Here is a 16,363-nt window from a genome sequence, read left to right on the forward strand (position 1 = left end):
TTCTTGTCTATACTGAAATTGAAGATGTAAATGATATTTCAAGAGGCAGTGAAAATGCGACGATTTACTCGGTCACTAGTATCAGCATGTATTTGCCCTATTTTTCTTATGGCAAGTGCAGCGCAAGCCTCTGTGGTTGAAAAAGCACAACAATGGTTGAATCAGTACGCAGATAGCGAGGACACATTTTCGCTTACCCTGACTAAAAACAAAATTAAATTTGAGGGCTGTAAGCAAAAGCAGTATCAGCTTGCTTTTAGTCAACAAATTGCCCCGATGTTTAATATCGAAGCCATAGTTCATTACAACAAAGGGACCCTTGCTCATGGCATTTTGTCTCAGCGGGTAAGAAGTCATGAATTTGAATTAGTAAGTTGGTGGGATAGTGGTGATTACCGCGTAGGGTTAAGCCATAAAGTGCGACCTCGACACGAAATGAGAATCCCTGTCGCCGACACCATTAGGCTTCCCACTAGTACATCGGCGGGTGTTTATCTGGAAATCCCTTTTAAAGAAGACAAACACTTACTGACCATTGGTGCACTCAGAGAATCATGGGAAAGCGATGGCGCGTCGCTTCAGTTACCCTGGCGCGCTAGCACAGATAACCAAGTTAAACTTCACTACGCCATCAATTTCTAAAGGCAAAACTAGGGCTGTATTTTCCCCTAGTTGGCGTCTCTACGCGCTCGCCAACTTGAGTAATTATCTATGCGCGCTGGTATGATCTTGTCTTTGGGTTTTACTACGCAACGCAAAGTGGTTTCACATCACCACTATAGCTTGAAACGACTCACTTCATCGGAAAGCTCTTTAGCTAATTCATCAAGCTTGTCGCTCACATTGACCAAAATTTGTGTGGCGTTAAGCGTTTCTTCACTTGAGGCACTGATGTCGTTAATATTTCGGCTGATATCTTCAACCACAGTGGCTTGCTCTTCTGTTGCGGTGGCCACCTGGGTGTTCACATCATTAATATGTGCAATTTCTTCAGCGATATTTTGCAGAAGCGTATCAATTTCGGTTGTGGCACTCACTACGTCAGTAGTGCGTGTTCGGCTAGACTCCATTTGTGAAACCGCTGACTTGGAGTCCTGTTGAAATTTATCAATTTTCACCTGAATTTCATCTGTCGCTTGAGCAGCACGCTGTGCAAGAGTTCGAACCTCATCAGCAACCACAGAAAAGCCTCTGCCGTGATCGCCTGCTCGCGCTGCCTCAATGGCGGCATTAAGTGCTAACAAGTTAGTTTGCTCTGATATCCCTCGAATAGTATCCAAGATGCCGCCTATGGCCGATGTGTGCTCATCAAGTGACTGAATAACGCTAGAGACATCTTGTATTTGCTCCGAGAGCCCTTGTATTGCATGTACGGCTCGTTGAGTAATCTCTCTTCCTTGTGCAGAATTGGTAGTTGCAAGATTAGCATTTTGCGCAGCAAGCGTTGCGGATTGAGCAACCTCGTTAACGGTGCTGCCCATTTCGGTTAAAGCCGCTGCTGCCTGTAGCGTCTGATCCCGCTGGCTTTTCGTTGAACTTTCAGTTTGATGAGACTGCATTGCCAAGTCTTGCGCAGACGTTTTAAGCGCATGGCTGGTTTTCGCGACTTGGGAAATAGTGCCGTGAAGATGGTCGATAAAGTTGTTAAAACCTTCCACCAAACGCGCAATTTCTTTCTGTTCTGGTGTGGGAATTCGAGAGCGCAAGTCTCCTTGTCCCTGTCCAAGTTGCTGAAAGACGTCGGCTAGCGATTCAAGAGGTTTAGTTAACGAGCCTGCTAACCAGATCCCGATAAGCGCAAATGCCCCTGCAATCGCTAGCGCCCATATTATGATTTGTCGACTGCCAGCATTTAATGAAGCATAAAGTTCATGTTCGGGCACCTGAGCTACAACATACCAGCCCGCTTTTTCAACGTAGGTACTTGCAAATAGCTGGGTATTACCCGCGGAGTCGCTGGTGGCCATAGCAAAGCCTTGGCGGTTAAGGAGCTTGCTAGAAGTATTTGAATCGCTGATTGAAGTAAGCTTGGCTTTACCGAGTAATTCCGTATTTGGATGGGCGATGATGGTGCCGCTGCCATCGACTAAAAACACAAAACCGGTTTGTGCAATTTTTACGGCATTGATGATTCCGAGCAACTCATCAACGGATTTGGCAACGCCTGACATCCCTCTACCGTTAACTTGCTGATAGTTGGCAAACAGGCGATAGCCTTGCCCTGGCTCATTATACAGGCTTAAAGAAATAGGTTCTCCGCTGTCTTTATAAGCAAAAAACCAACCGTCAAATTCATCGTTTTTAAGAACGCGTAGAAATCCTTCTTGATTCCAGTATTTGTACGTTGTTCTATCGACAAACGAGGCCACGGTTAAATCGTTAAATTCGACGATGTTATTCAAATAGCCGAGAAGACGACGCTCACCGGCGCTGTCTGCGCCAGCCTCAGACCATTCAAGGATGTCTGGGTTTGAAGCGATACTGTGGGCAACGGTTAGCATCACACTCGCCTCTCTGTCCACACGATTGCCAACTTGTTTGAGAAGAGAAGGAAGCTGTAATTCTTCCATGCTTTCCTTCACAAGGTCGCGGGCAATCCACTGACTAATTGAACCGACCAGCACTGCAGCTGCAAGCACCGCAACGATGAGAGAAATAATAAGTTTTTGTTTTATACTGAAAGTCATAGCTTTCGACCACGTAAGTTAATGCTGAAATTACGAATGAAGATGACGTGGCATTGCAGGCACAGCGACGTCTAGTACCCGTCGTCACAACGACGTAGTACAGCGATGTAAATTTGGCGCTATTTTTATTATTGTCACGCGCACACGTTATCGGCGCTTTATTAGTAAAGTTTATACTTTTTAAGACCAATAAACCCGGTAAGATTGTGAATGACAACGGACCAAAAGGTCAATGAAAAGATGAGTGCTCTCGCATTCAGGGCAAAAAATACTAATCCGCATAGATAATTGCCAGACTTTCCCGTAGGGCGAGTTTAAAATGTCCGTACTCTTTGTTGTGTCACCTTGAGGTAGAACCACTATACCTTCGGTAACACGCCGCGATTGCGCACATTTTAAGTCTCGCTGAGTGGGTAATTATCTATGCGGACTGGTATAAAAAGGCCTTCAGCTCGATGAAGAAGACTGAAGGCCGTTTGTTTGCTGCGTGTCGAACGTATTCAACTACAGCTTAAAGAATAACAGTGTTATTGCTTACTCTTTAGCGTCTTTCAGGATAGGAAAGCCACGGTCACGCATTAACGCGTCTACCTTAGCATCGCGACCACGGAACTTGCGGTACGCCTCGGCTGGGTCCATAGCGTTACGTACGGCGAATAGGTATTTCACTAAGCGGTCGCCCACCTCTTTGTCGTAAAAACCACCCGGGGCTTCCATAAAGGCTTCTGCTGCATCAGCAGTCAATACTTCGGCCCACATGTACCCGTAATAGGCCGCTGCATAACCCTCGCCAGAGAAAACGTGGCCAAAGTGCGGTGAGCGGTGGCGCATAACGATTTCTTCTGGCATGTCGAGCTTCTTCAGCTCTTCACGCTCAAAGGTGTCAGGGTCAATCTTGCTAGGGTCGGTAGTATGATACTTCAGGTCCATAATGGCAGAAGCCATGTATTCAGTGGTTTTGAAACCTTCGTTGAAGGTTGAGGCCTTTTTAATCTTCTCAACCAATTCAGCAGGAATTGGCTCGCCTGTTTCATGGTGTACTAGGTAGTTGTTAATAACCTCATCTGTGGTTAACCAACGTTCCAGTAACTGAGATTGGAATTCAGTGTAATCGCGCACGCCAGAATGCGAAGACGGGTATTTTACGTCAGATGCTAAGAAGTGAAGTGCATGACCAAATTCATGGAAGTAGGTTTCTGCGTCATCCCAAGAAATAAGCGTTGCTTCGCCTTCTGCGCCTTTAACAAAGTTTGAATTATTAGAAGACAACACGGTTTTCTTGCCATCAAATGTTGTGTAAGAGCGGTACGTAGTTGCCCAAGCGCCAGAGCGCTTACCTTGACGTGAGAATGGGTCAAGATACCAAAGACCAATGTGTTCACCGCTGTCTTTATCAGTCACTTCCCATACTTTCACGTCTTCGTGGAAAACAGGTACTTTGCCTTCTTCAACAGGGGTAAAGTTGAAGTTGAACAAGCGACCAGCAACATAAAACATGGCTTCACGTAGCTTATCAAGTTGAAGATATTGTTTAACTTCGTTCGAGTCTAAATCGTATTTGGCCTGACGTACTTTTTCTGCATAGAAGCGATAATCCCAAGGCTCAATCGTAATGTTTGCACCTTCTTCATCGGCAATGGCCTGCATGTCAGCCACTTCTTCTTCAACGCGAGCAATAGCGGCCGGCCATACTTTCATCATCAGATCCATGGCGTTTTCTGGGTTTTTCGCCATACGGTCTTCTAGACGCCACTGGGCATAGTTTTCATAGCCCAGTAGTTCAACTCGCTCGTCACGCAAAGTAAGAATTCGTTTGATGATGTCGTTGTTGTCAAACTCGTCCGCATTGTCGCCACGATTGTAATACGTGCGCCATACTTTTTCACGAAGCTCTCTGTTTGTAGAATAGGTAAGGAATGGGTCCATTGAAGAGCGGGTGTTAGTGATGGCGTATTTACCCTCTTCACCGCGAGATTCGGCTGCCGCTTTCGCTGCTTTTACAAATGATGCAGGTAGGCCGTCTAGCTGATCTTCCGTAATGTAGGTTACATAGTTTTCTTCATCAGCAAGGACGTTATTAGAAAACTTAGTATGCAGTGTGGCAAGTTCCTCGTTTATTTCTGCGTAACGTTTCTTCGCTTCGCTATCTAGGGTCGCGCCATTTCGAGCAAAGCTATTATAGGTCATCCACGTGATGCGCTGCTCTTCTGGTGTTAATGACTTAAGTTCCTCAGACTCATAAACGGTTTTTACTCTTTCAAAAAGCTTTTCATTTTGCGTAATTTGAGTGAAGAAAGCCGATAGCTTTGGCGACATTTCGGCCTGAATTTCACGGAACTCAGGGCTAGATTTGTTTGAGCTCCAAATGCCGTAATAGGTAAATACGCGACCAAGCTCTGCACCAGCTCGCTCCATTTCAACAATGACGTTTTCAAACGTTGGCGGCGTTTCGTTGTTCGCGATGGCTTCGATCTCTTTAAGATTCAATTCCATGGCTTTTTCTAGCGCAGGCTTTAAATCTTCCAAACTCATCTTATCGAAAGCAGATACGCCGCCGTACGGGCCTTTAAACTCTTGAAGTAGCACGTTATCAAACTGTGCTTGTTGAGATGTCGCTGTCTTTTGTACATCTGTGCTGGTGGTTTCAGGTGCTTTTTGTTCTGAACATGCACCTAATGCAACTACAACCGCCATAGCGGTGAGCGATGATTTAAATTTACCCATGAATTTTCCTGTCTATTTTTATCTTTACGTTTTTTGACAAAACCATCTTAAGATAATGTAAAAATAAGTTAAATGCTCTTTAACGTAATTCCCTGCACTACAACGGTTTGAAGAGAAATCGTGCTGATATGTAGTTCATCGAAATTGTTCAAATTTTGATTGGCTTTATAGGGGTTCGAAATTACACTGCGCGCGTTCTTTACTACTGCATTCTGCAGTTTGAAATTCACCTGTTTTGTTGCTGTGTTCATTATGTTTGAAATTCTCCTTCACGCGTTTCCTGTCGGCTTCGCGTTGGCCTCTTTTTGGTCTAATACTGAACGTAAATTACTTTTGCTGAATTTGGGATTGTGTATCGCAATCGGCTCGCTTCTTGTTTTCGAGCAAGCGTGGGGTGGGGCTATTGTCATCACAGTAGCTGGAATCAGTACGAGCTATCGTCTGATAAAGCAAAGGCTGCTGTCTCCCATCGCCACCTACATCACATTATTCACCATGATGTGTATTGTGCTGACGGTGAACAATCTAACCGGTAAAACGTCACTCATTGAGGCTATGCCTGTGTTAACGTTCATGGCGTACCGCTTTGGTGAACTCCACTGTAAAGAAGCGGGTTTGAGGGTGTGCATGATTATTGGCTCAATCAACTTCACCGCGTACGGCATAATTACTCAAACCTGGGGGTTAGCCATTACCGAAGCGCTATTTGCAGCTTCGAACCTGTGGTATTACATGAAGCTTAGACGAGCCATGCGTACCAGCCCTGTTTGAAGCATAAAATAATTCATATAAGTCTTTAAGCTCTATCAACCAAATGCTAAGAAGGTGGACGTAATGACGCCATTGCTTGTATTGAAACTAGCGGCTACCCTCGGCAGCGTAGGGCTATGTATTGGCTTTTTTTCTTATCTAAGAAGCAGGCACTTCGGTGATAGATATCCCATTGAAAAGTTGATAGAAAAAGAGGGTGATTTTGTGGTGTTTCACTTTTTACAGGGACTTGATCGCCAGCCCCTCAGAGTTAACGCCAAAACTATCTATGCGCTTAATTTTTCTCACCATTATCTTGGAGTTATCTTGGAAAGCGGCAACGGGTTTGACTTTCACTATCCTCATAAGGAAGCCGTAATAAAAGCGAGACTTCAAGAGGTGCTTGGTGATGATGGGTTTAACAACGTAAAAAAAAATGTCTAAATAAAACGAAAAAAGTGTAGAGCGAAAACAGTGTAAAGAGAAGCCCGAAAGTAACGTTTACTGCCGGGCTTTTTTAGTTTTATCAGTGTAAAGACTTACGCAAACACCACGGTTTTATTTCTGTGAATAATCACGCGGTCTTCTAAATGGTAGCGTACACCGTGAGCCAGTGCCGTTACCTCACAGTCTTTACCTTTGCGTACCATGTCTGCTGCACTGTCGCTGTGACTAATACGCTTTACGCTTTGCTCAATGATCGGACCTTCATCTAAGTCTTTAGTGACGTAATGACAAGTTGCGCCGATTAATTTTACGCCGCGATCATAGGCTTGCTGATAAGGCTTGGCACCGGCAAAGCTAGGTAAGAAGCTGTGGTGAATGTTAATGGCCTTACCTTGCAAATCTTGGCATAACGTATCAGGCAAAATCTGCATAAAGCGGGCAAGCACGGTCAAATCAATATTGTATTCTTGAAGTAAGGTGGCGATTTGCGCAAATGCCGCCTCTTTACCTAGTGCTTTAAAGTCGACCCAATGAAAAGGCACTTTGTACCAGTCTGCAAACTGTTTCATTTGCGGGTGGTTGGCAATAATGACCGGAATGTCACAGTGTAGTTCGCCTGTATGCCAGCGATGAAGCAAGTCAACTAAACAGTGAGACTCAAGGCTAGCTAACAGCGCAACGCGCTGCTTTTTATTCGAATCACTCAGTTTCCAATTCATTTGATATTCATTGGCAAGAGGAGTGAATTCTTCCACAAAGCTTCTGTGGTCTAGCTTGAGCGAGTCGGTGCTTATTTCATGGCGCATAAAAAAGCGACCGGTTGATAGGTCAGTGTGATGGTTCGCCTCGACGATCGTGGCATTATGGTCCGCAAGAAATTGCGAAACGCTGGCAACTAGCCCAATTTGGTCAGGGCAATCTATAACTAATCTAAATGTTTGTTGCATGAAGGCAGCATGAATTAAAAAACAGGCTCTCTTTTTACCCGTGACGTTCTGCGTTGTAAAGGTGATAGGCTATTTAAACCCAGCTTAAATTGCTATAACTCATAATCACTATTGATAACGTCGTCGTTTGTGTTTACTCATCGGTTATTCCTCTGCGCAATTTCTCTCTGATAGACATATCGTGTTTTAACGCCCATGACTGCCGAATTGGATAGCATACGCCCTGTGGCGAAGATACCGATTCGAATAAGTGAAACGCAGAGATATGCAAATCTACGTTCGGATTATAAAGAGGAAGGGGTAACGTGGATGTCGCCTTTCTAACGAGGGTAACATGCGGTTTATACTCTTTGCTCTCTACTTCAATGGATGCTTTTCGCGCCGCTTTGCGAGAGAGCTTAGCGAGCTCCATCAATGCTCTGGGTTTATCGTTCGGGGCAGCATATAAAATTTTGGGGCCATTCCATATCCCTGTTGTATCAAGCGAAAGCGAAAAGGGCTCACTCACAAGTTGATCCAACTCATAAACAAGCGCTTCGTGCTGGCGATGATTAATTTCGCCCAAAAAGCTTAACGTCAGATGAAAGTTTGCTGCAGGCACGGCATAGGGCTGCGAAGTGCCTTGATGAGTAACCGGGTGTTTGCCTGACTTTCGGGGGACCTGCACTGCGCCTCTAGCCCATTGTCTAGGCATGACTTCAGGCAAGGCCTGCTGACGCCAGCTATCAAGAGCAAGTTTTTCTGTAGCGCTGAGATCTAATCCAATAAAACATCGCATAGCGTTGCCCTCTAGTATGCACGTTGCGAACGTATTAAATGTCATGAGCTTATCATGTCTTAATTGTAGAGTTCTAACACACTTGATAGCACTAATCAGGTACACTAGCGCGACGAGTTTACAACCCTTTTATACCCTTTATGTTACAGACGTTTTCCCATTTACCCGCTTATGAACTTGCAGCACCGCTATGCGAGGCAATTGCAGACCATAACGTCATCATTGGGGCGCCGCCGGGTGCGGGAAAGTCCACCGTGCTGCCTTTGTCGCTGCTACAAGGGCCGTTTGCGGGCAAAATTTTGCTTATGCAGCCTCGCCGTGTTGTTGTAAGAAGTCTTGCCGATTATCTGGCAAGGCAACTTAAGGAAAAAGTAGGTGAAACGGTTGGCTATCGTATAAAAGGTGAATCAAAAACATCGTCTACCACACGGCTTGAGATTATTACTGAAGGGGTGCTCACCCGAATAATTCAGCAAGACCCTGAGTTAAATGGCGTGGCTGCAATCGTGTTTGATGAATTTCATGAGCGCAGTATTCACAGTGACTTCGGTTTAGCGTTAGCGCTTGAGGTACAGGCTGGCCTGCGCGATGACCTTCGGCTAGTCGTCATGTCGGCAACGTTAGATGTAGCGCCACTTACAGCACTGCTCGGTGAATTTAGCACTTTGCCGGTAGTTAACCTCAACACGCAAGGCCGGATGTTTCCTGTTGATATTCGTTACACACAGGATGTTCCCGCCCATGAATTAGTACAGAAAGTTGTCAACACAATTCAACAGGCGGTTAGCGAACACCAGGGTGATATTTTGGTTTTTCTGCCTGGGCGGGGAAGCATAAACGCCGTAGCACGGGATATTAGGCCACTCACTGAACGTGAGGACCTTGCCCTTCATATGCTCTTTGGAGCGCAAAGCAAATCTGCGCAGCAAGAGGCTATTACACCAGATAGTAATGGACGACGAAAAATTATTTTGTCCACCAACATTGCCGAGACAAGTTTAACTATTGATGGGGTGACAGTGGTCATTGATAGTCTTTGGGAAAACAGTGCACAGTATCATTCGTCAAGTGATATTACCGCGCTTACCCAACAGCGCATTTCGCAAGCGTCTGCGGTTCAAAGAGCAGGGCGAGCGGGGAGGGTAATGGCCGGAACCTGTTATCGCTTGTGCAGTAAAAGCAGTTTTGAGCGTTTAGCAAAACACAGTGCTGCTCAAATAGAAAAAGAAGATATAAGCAGCTTTTTACTCGACACTTTTGCGTGGGGAAGTACACCTGATACCCTTGCACTGCTAACGAGACCCACGCTCGCGCAGCAGCGCTCTGCGCTGCGAAAGCTTAGCCGCGTAAACGCTATTTCTTACAAAGAGGATGAGCGAAATAATCATAACGGTCTTCATGCTCAAATAGCCGCCGGCGCCAGTATTACTGCTTACGGTCGAGACCTCGCAAAATTACCCTGTCAGCCTCATTTGGCCCATTTGCTACTCAGAGCAAAAGCGGGGATCGATGGGCTTTGTGATGATGAGAATAATGCGTTAAGACATGCTGCAGTCTTTGTCGTTGCATTGAGTGAAAGTAATGTAAGCGCAAGTGGTTCGGCAACGGTAATGGACACCTTGCTTCATGCTAGCGGTAACGTTCGCAGTCAATTGCTGCAACAAGCGACTCGCTATTTACGGTATGTGAATAATTCAGATACACCAATACGTCATCCTGACGTGCATGCATTGGATGAACGGGCTCTGGGTTTGTGTATTGCGATTGCGTTTCCTATGCAGCTGGGATATCTGCGAACATCGTTGCCGTCAAATAACGGCGGTACGAAAAAGTGGGCAAGTGGCGGCAGTATATCGAAGGCAGTTCAGCCAGCGTCAGATTTACGGGAATATAAATTGGCAAGTGGCAAAGGCGCAGAACTTTCCGTGTCAAATGGCGTGAATGTTGTCAGAGGCGATAATAGTAATGGGTCACCTTGGCTGGCAGTACTTGATGGGCAGCTTATAAAAAGTACGGTAACAATTCGTCTCGCCCAGTCGGTACCCGAAAATTGGCTGCGTTTAGCATTTCCCGATGCGTTTAGTGAAAAACGCAGCGTGGCACTAAATAGCGACTCGGGGCAGATGGAAGCGCGACGCATCACAGGTTTTTTTGAAATCATGCTAAGTAGTTTACCCGTATCAGGGCAAGAAAAGACGCGTGATAGTGACTTTTGGGATGAAGCATTTACTAATGGTTGGTTTACCTATCTTGAGGCTCTACCGCTTTGTGAATGGCCTCTATCGCAGTCAGACTGGCAGTGGTGGCGAAGAGTCGAATTAGCCGCAAAGCTAAATTTGCCTCAGGAGAAAGCATTTAACGAGCCAGACCCATGGCCCCCTTCGTTAAGCGACTTGGTGTATAAGGCAAGAGACAGCTTAAAAGCATCACTTAAAGGTTGTAAAAATATTAAGTCGCTGAATCAATTACCTTGGAAGACGGCATTAAATAACGGGTTGTCTTGGCCACAACAAGACGCGCTTGCGACACTTTTGCCTACGCACTTAACCGTCCCTTCTGGAAAAAAGTTTCCCTTGGACTATCGCGAAAATGGCGATGTTGTACTGTCTGTAAGGTTACAAGAAATGTATTCGCAGCACGCCCCTGTCACTATTGCTGCGGGTAGGATCACGGTAGTGTGTGAATTGCTGTCACCGGCGGGAAGGCCTTTGCAGACTACCAGCGATTTAGGCATGTTTTGGCAAGGCAGTTTTAAAGAGATTCAAAAGGAAATGAAAGGTCGTTATCCGAAGCACAACTGGGATTTGCCTGAATAATAATACGGCATCTGTCTTAGTTTGATGCAGAAGGCTACAAAAGCCGCCCCGAAAAGTCTAAACCTTAATAAATTCAGACAATGCTAAAGCGTCGTCAACGTTAATGCCTGAGTAGCAAAGAGTACGTTCTAACTTATTATTGCCGAGCGGGTATTTAACCAATGTGTTGCAGGCATCAATTGAACTCAAGGCTCACATAAGACGATTAAACCCTCTTCATGAGAGTACACATCAGTGGTCAGAAACACAGAATTACGCTAAGTTGTTACTTTAATTGTTTGAATTTTCTGAGATGAGGTTACGCCATGAAACTACATAGACAGGGCTCAGCTGCGCTATTGCTCATAGCATCGCTTGGCGCTCAAGCACATGATTTCTGGCTAGAGCCTACGCTTTATTTTGCAAAAGCACCAAGCTCGATTGCGCTGCAGTTTAAAGTCGGTCACAAAGAAGATACCTCTCATTGGAACCTCACTTGGAATAAAATCGTGGCGCTTCGGACGTATTCTTCGGATGGTGTTACTGATATGGGGTCAAGCATAGTGCCCAAAACCGCACTGCTTCCTGGTCTAGCGAAAACCGCTGAGCTAGCACCCGGTACCCATGTCATAGGGTTTGAAAGCTATCATGCAACCAGCGTGTTAGGCGCAGAGAAGTTTAATCAATATGCAAAAGATGAAGGCTTAACTGAAATACTGGCTTATCGCGCGTCTACAGGTCAAAACGACATTGCCGGTGAGGAACTCTACTCCAGAAAGGCGAAAACGATTGTTCAAGTGGGTGACACCATCACTGACAACGCACTTAAACCTATTGGCCATACGTTGGAAATTGTGCCTCTAAATCACCCTTATAAGCTGGTCGATAACACGTTGTCTGTTCAAGTATTATTTAAAGGGAAACCGCTGAGTAATGCACTTATTGATGCGATGTCATTAGTGGACTACAACGCCAAAGCGCAAGTGGTAATGACAGATAAAGAGGGTAAGGCGATATTTAAACTTGATACGCAAGGGCCTATGATGTTGAACACCGTATGGGGCGTACCGCTAACAAATAGTAATTCTGCAGATTTTGAAACCTACTTTTCAAGTCTGACATTCGAGTATCGTCAGTAACCAACGAGAACGGCCTTTACGTTTTTGTTGGCTACTGAAAAACACGACGTTAGAAATGTGCGCCTTCACTGGCGCAACATGCACTAAGATTCTGATTTTTCTTTGTTTTTAATCTCAATGTCCAGCGCTGCCATTACTTCAAGCCCCGGAAATCCATCAGCGATCATGTTGTTGCTAATTTGATAATTACGAATCCCTTCACGTGTGGCGGGGCCGATGATGCCGTCAGGTTTACCTACATCAAATCCCAATTTATTGAGCTTGCTTTGTAGGGCAATAATGTCTTTACGGTTGTAGGCGGGGAGATCAGGCAGCGTAGCTTTGATGCCAGCAGCTCCCGCTATGCGGTCGGCCAGCACGCCAACTGCAATGGCATAAAACTCAGAATTGTTCCATCGCATGATTACACGGAAGTTTTGGTAAGCTACAAATGCGGGGCCATTATGGCCTGCAGGAACAATCACATAAGCTGAGGTATCTCCTTCACCTAACGCGGTGCCATCAGCTTTTTTAACACCTTGAGCGTGCCATTCACTCAGTGGTTTTCTGTTCTTGTAACCTGATTCTTGGTAATCAAAGTTTTCCGGCAATTGCACTTCGCGACCCCAGCGAAAACTGCGCTCCCAGCCTAAACTCGCTAGGAAATTGGCCGCAGACGACAGCGCGTCTTCTTCGCTTGCCCATAAGTTAATTTGGCCGTCACCATCGCCATCGATAGCATAGTGCGTATAGGCAGAGGGCATAAACTGAGTATGACCCATAGCACCAGCCCACGAGCCAATCATGTCTTCTTTCTGTAGTTTCTCTCTTTCCATAAGCTTAATGGCGACAAGAAACTCTTGCGTGAAATACGCACTTCTGCGTTTGTCACAAGCAAGGGTTGCCAGTGAATCAAGCACGGGCATTTTTCCTTTGTACGACCCAAAATTCGTTTCTAGGCCCCAAAAAGCAAGGAGATAGTGAGGCGGTACCCCGTATTTATCGTTAAGTTTATGCAGTAGCTTTTCGTGTTTGGCATACATCTCTTTGCCTTTTTCAGTTCGCCACTCAGTCACTCGTTTACTGAAATACCCTGGAAAGGTTTGTACAAATTCAGGCTGACTTCTGTCTAGTTCAATGACCCTATCTTGGTGAACAAGGCGTCCAAATACATCGTCGATAACCTGTTGACTGACCCCTTCCTGTTTGGCCTTCTCGGCAAGAGTGTCAGTACAACGGGTAAATTCCTCATTCGCGGAAGCAGTACCTATTAAAGCGCCTGATAAAAGAATGGCAAACGATAAACGTATCAGGCCGCTCCCTGCTGAGAGTATTGATGGAAAAGAAGACTGAAATGAATCTGAGCGCATAGTACGGTTCCTGTGTTACTTCCCTGCATGCTATCGCATTGTGACCGCGAAACGCGAATAAAATTCATCTATAGCACCAAGCTTTTATATTCGCCATGCACGTTACCTCAAAAGGCTTTACAGTGTGCCCAAATGGAAACAGTTGTTGCGAAGCGGCCTCAATGGTAATGTTTACGCAACTAAAAGCGGCGTTTTCAAAGGCGTGCGTTAATCAATATCGCAATGAATGCGATGTCATCATCAATGATCTTCATGGCGTTTTCACGTGGCAAAAAGACAGACTAAAGACAATACATCTTCAAATAGTAACGCATCGGCAAACAACAAGCGCTCAGCTAAACGTTCGTGGTTTTTTACCTTGTTCTGGCGTGCGTGTCTTATTGGGCTGGTGGTGCTTGGCGCATATGCGTTTTATCTTGATGCTCAAATCAAACATGCTTTTTCAGGGAATAAATGGGAAGTACCTGCACAAATTTTTGCTCGTCCTTTAGAGATAAGTAAGGGCGAAGAAATCACCCCTCAAGAAGTCATTGATGAATTAAACTTGCTTGGCTACAGAAAAGTCACGTTTGCCGATAGCAGTGGTGAATACAGCTATCAGAACAAAGTGCTTAACGTGCAGCGCCGGGCGTTTCAATTCCCAGAAGGCGCTGAGCCTTTGAGACATATCGTGTTGACGTGGGAAGGCGCACGTATTGGTGAAATCTATGATAAGTCTCAAGGACGTCCTTACGGCGCTGTAAAGCTGGAACCTTGGCTCGTTACGCGTATGACAAGCGGATCGCAGGAAGACCGCATGTTAGTTACCCTCGACTCCATTCCTGAAATGCTGCCAAAAGCCTTAACGTTGGTTGAAGATAGAAACTTCTACAACCATCACGGTGTCGCTCCGCTTTCTATTTTACGTGCGCTAATGGCGAACATTGCCGCAGGAAGAACAGTACAGGGGGGAAGTACACTGACACAGCAGCTGGTTAAAAACATGTTTCTAACCCGCGAGCGTTCTATTGTGCGTAAGGCCAAAGAAGCCATAATGGCAGTGATTATTGATGCTCGCTACAGCAAGTCAGAAATAATCGAAGCCTATTTAAACGAAGTATTTCTTGGGCAAAATGGCGATATGGCAGTGCATGGTTTCGGTCTTGCTAGTTATTTCTACTTCGATCGGCCTGCCAACGAATTGAGCACCCCCGAAATAGCCACGCTAGTCGCAATCATTAAGGGGCCGTCATACTACAATCCGCGCAAGTATGCTGAGCGTACTAAAGAACGTCGTGATCTCGTGCTGCGAATGCTGTTTGATGAAAACGAAATTAACCGAGATGAATACGAACGCTACGTAAGCATGCCGCTAGGATTAGCCAGTGGCGCAAGTTTAGCAAGCGGTAAACATCCTGCGTTTATGGAACAGGTTCGCCGCGAATTAAACGACATTTTGGCTGAACCAAGCTTAAGAGACTCTGGTGTTAAGGTGTTTACAACGCTTGATATCGTGGCACAGCGACGAGCAGAGAAAGCACTGTCGGGTACCTTAGATGGCTTGCAAAAAGACAGAAAAGTTCCGTTACAAGGGGCGATGGTCGTCACCAATAGCGCAAGCGGTGAAGTACGCGCGATTGTCGGCGGAAAGGACTTCGCATTTAAAGGCTTTAATCGTGCACTCGATGCAAAACGTCCTATCGGTTCGTTAATAAAGCCCGCCGTCTATTTGACCGCGTTAGAAGATCCCACTCAGTTTAATCTGGCAACGCCACTTAAAGACGAGCCCATTACCCTTGAAAGTGAAAATGGCAAAACGTGGTCGCCTCAAAACTATGATAAAGAGTTCAGAGGGCAAGTACCCTTGCTTCAGGGGCTCGTCGAATCTCTGAACGTTCCAACGGTTGATCTAGGTATGCAAATAGGGCTCGATGCGTTGGCCGATACAATTGAGCGTTTAGGTGTTACTACGCCTGTTGACAAGGTCCCGTCTCTTACGCTTGGCGCATTTGAGCTTACGCCCTTTAACACCAATCAAATGTATCAAACGCTGTCGAACGACGGTCGTTATATTCCTCTTCATACAGTGACTTCAGTGGTGACGAATGAAAATGCGCTACTTTGGAAAAAAGCAGAGTTTTATGCGCAGCGCGCTGATGAAGCGGCAATCTATTTGCTCAACTATGCGCTGTATAAAGTCACGACTGAAGGCACTGCAAAACGCATAGTGTGGAACTTCAAAAACGTGAATATGGCAGGTAAAACCGGTACCACTGATGACTACAGAGATAGTTGGTTCAGCGGCTTTGATAGAAACAATGTGGTCACTGTTTGGGTCGGCAATGATGATAATCAACCGGTGAATTTAACCGGCGCGGGTGGGGCACTCCCTGTCTTCATAAATTATATGAAGTCCCAATCACCGAAGTCGCTTTCTAGACGCTTCCCCAAGGGGCTAGGCATCGCCCACTTTGATGCTAAAACTGGTGCGGTGGTCGTTGCCGGGTGTGCAGGTAGTTTAAGTGTACCTGCTATATTGGATGTTCTTCCGCCTCCTCAACAAGATTGCTCAGGTCGACCGGTCGATAAAAATGGCAATACAAAAGAAAAAAGCTGGTGGGAGCGTATATTCGGATAAAAAACTCCAGTAAGAAGATAGAAAACACAATTACTTCAAATACAAACGCTGTGCTTTCTATCTCCCTCTGGAGTAAAGGCCCAGGGAAGGCTAATCGGATAAATCTAGGTAGTTAGGCACTTAATTGTTG

Annotated in this window: 12 protein-coding genes; 6 read left to right on the forward strand and 6 right to left on the reverse strand. The window is 45.7% G+C overall.

Translation table 11 applies throughout. From position 1 onward, the window contains the following. Positions 1-30 precede the first annotated feature (30 nt). Positions 31-642: a hypothetical protein gene (locus GVO63_RS13230; protein ID WP_236552146.1), complete on the forward strand. Its 612-nt coding sequence runs from the start codon at positions 31-33 to the stop codon at positions 640-642. 134 nt (positions 643-776) lie between these two features. On the opposite strand, the gene GVO63_RS13235 is transcribed toward GVO63_RS13230, so the two are convergent. From GVO63_RS13235 to GVO63_RS13245, 3 genes are all read right to left on the reverse strand, one after another. Further along, positions 777-2,687, reverse strand: coding sequence for a methyl-accepting chemotaxis protein (locus tag GVO63_RS13235; RefSeq protein WP_159580468.1), 1,911 nt, complete (start codon positions 2,685-2,687; stop codon positions 777-779). Between the two features lie 534 nt (positions 2,688-3,221). Beyond that, positions 3,222-5,411 (reverse strand): M3 family metallopeptidase, encoded by a 2,190-nt coding sequence (locus GVO63_RS13240; protein WP_159580470.1) that lies wholly within the window; start codon positions 5,409-5,411, stop codon positions 3,222-3,224. A 68-nt stretch (positions 5,412-5,479) separates the two neighbouring features. Further along, positions 5,480-5,662 (reverse strand): hypothetical protein, encoded by a 183-nt coding sequence (locus tag GVO63_RS13245; protein WP_236552147.1) that lies wholly within the window; start codon positions 5,660-5,662, stop codon positions 5,480-5,482. Between the two features lies 1 nt (position 5,663). On the opposite strand from GVO63_RS13245, the gene GVO63_RS13250 reads away from it, so the two are divergent. Continuing rightward, on the forward strand, positions 5,664-6,182 hold the full coding sequence (locus GVO63_RS13250; RefSeq protein ID WP_159493147.1) for a YgjV family protein: 519 nt from the start codon (positions 5,664-5,666) through the stop codon (positions 6,180-6,182). A 63-nt stretch (positions 6,183-6,245) separates the two neighbouring features. Further along, entirely contained in the window at positions 6,246-6,605 is a 360-nt protein-coding gene (locus GVO63_RS13255) for a hypothetical protein (protein ID WP_201284898.1), read from the forward strand. Between the two features lie 95 nt (positions 6,606-6,700). Here GVO63_RS13255 and purU read toward each other — a convergent pair whose 3' ends face one another. Then, entirely contained in the window at positions 6,701-7,555 is an 855-nt protein-coding gene (gene purU / locus GVO63_RS13260; protein ID WP_159493136.1) for a formyltetrahydrofolate deformylase, read from the reverse strand. A gap of 133 nt (positions 7,556-7,688) precedes the next feature. Further along, the gene (thpR, locus tag GVO63_RS13265; RefSeq protein ID WP_236552148.1) at positions 7,689-8,378 is read right to left on the reverse strand and encodes an RNA 2',3'-cyclic phosphodiesterase; all 690 of its coding nucleotides are present in this window, start codon (positions 8,376-8,378) and stop codon (positions 7,689-7,691) included. 95 nt (positions 8,379-8,473) lie between these two features. Here thpR and GVO63_RS13270 point away from each other — a divergent pair, with 95 nt between their 5' ends. Together GVO63_RS13270 and GVO63_RS13275 are read left to right on the forward strand one after the other, a co-directional pair. After that, positions 8,474-11,149: an ATP-dependent RNA helicase gene (locus tag GVO63_RS13270; RefSeq protein ID WP_159580472.1), complete on the forward strand. Its 2,676-nt coding sequence runs from the start codon at positions 8,474-8,476 to the stop codon at positions 11,147-11,149. Positions 11,150-11,454: 305 nt separating this feature from the next. Further along, the gene (locus GVO63_RS13275) at positions 11,455-12,267 is read left to right on the forward strand and encodes a DUF4198 domain-containing protein (RefSeq protein ID WP_159580474.1); all 813 of its coding nucleotides are present in this window, start codon (positions 11,455-11,457) and stop codon (positions 12,265-12,267) included. A gap of 83 nt (positions 12,268-12,350) precedes the next feature. Here the strand turns inward: GVO63_RS13275 and GVO63_RS13280 are convergent, their stop codons facing one another. Beyond that, a complete protein-coding gene (locus GVO63_RS13280; protein ID WP_159580476.1) occupies positions 12,351-13,616 on the reverse strand; it encodes a lytic murein transglycosylase in 1,266 nt (421 codons plus the stop codon). A 265-nt stretch (positions 13,617-13,881) separates the two neighbouring features. Here GVO63_RS13280 and mrcB point away from each other — a divergent pair, with 265 nt between their 5' ends. Further along, positions 13,882-16,233, forward strand: a complete 2,352-nt coding sequence (gene mrcB / locus GVO63_RS13285) for a penicillin-binding protein 1B (protein WP_159580478.1) — start codon at positions 13,882-13,884, stop codon at positions 16,231-16,233. The last annotated feature ends 130 nt before the right edge of the window (positions 16,234-16,363 follow it).

Source organism: Alteromonas sp. KUL106 (assembly GCF_009811415.1).
In the GTDB taxonomy this organism is placed as follows: Bacteria; Pseudomonadota; Gammaproteobacteria; order Enterobacterales; family Alteromonadaceae; genus Alteromonas.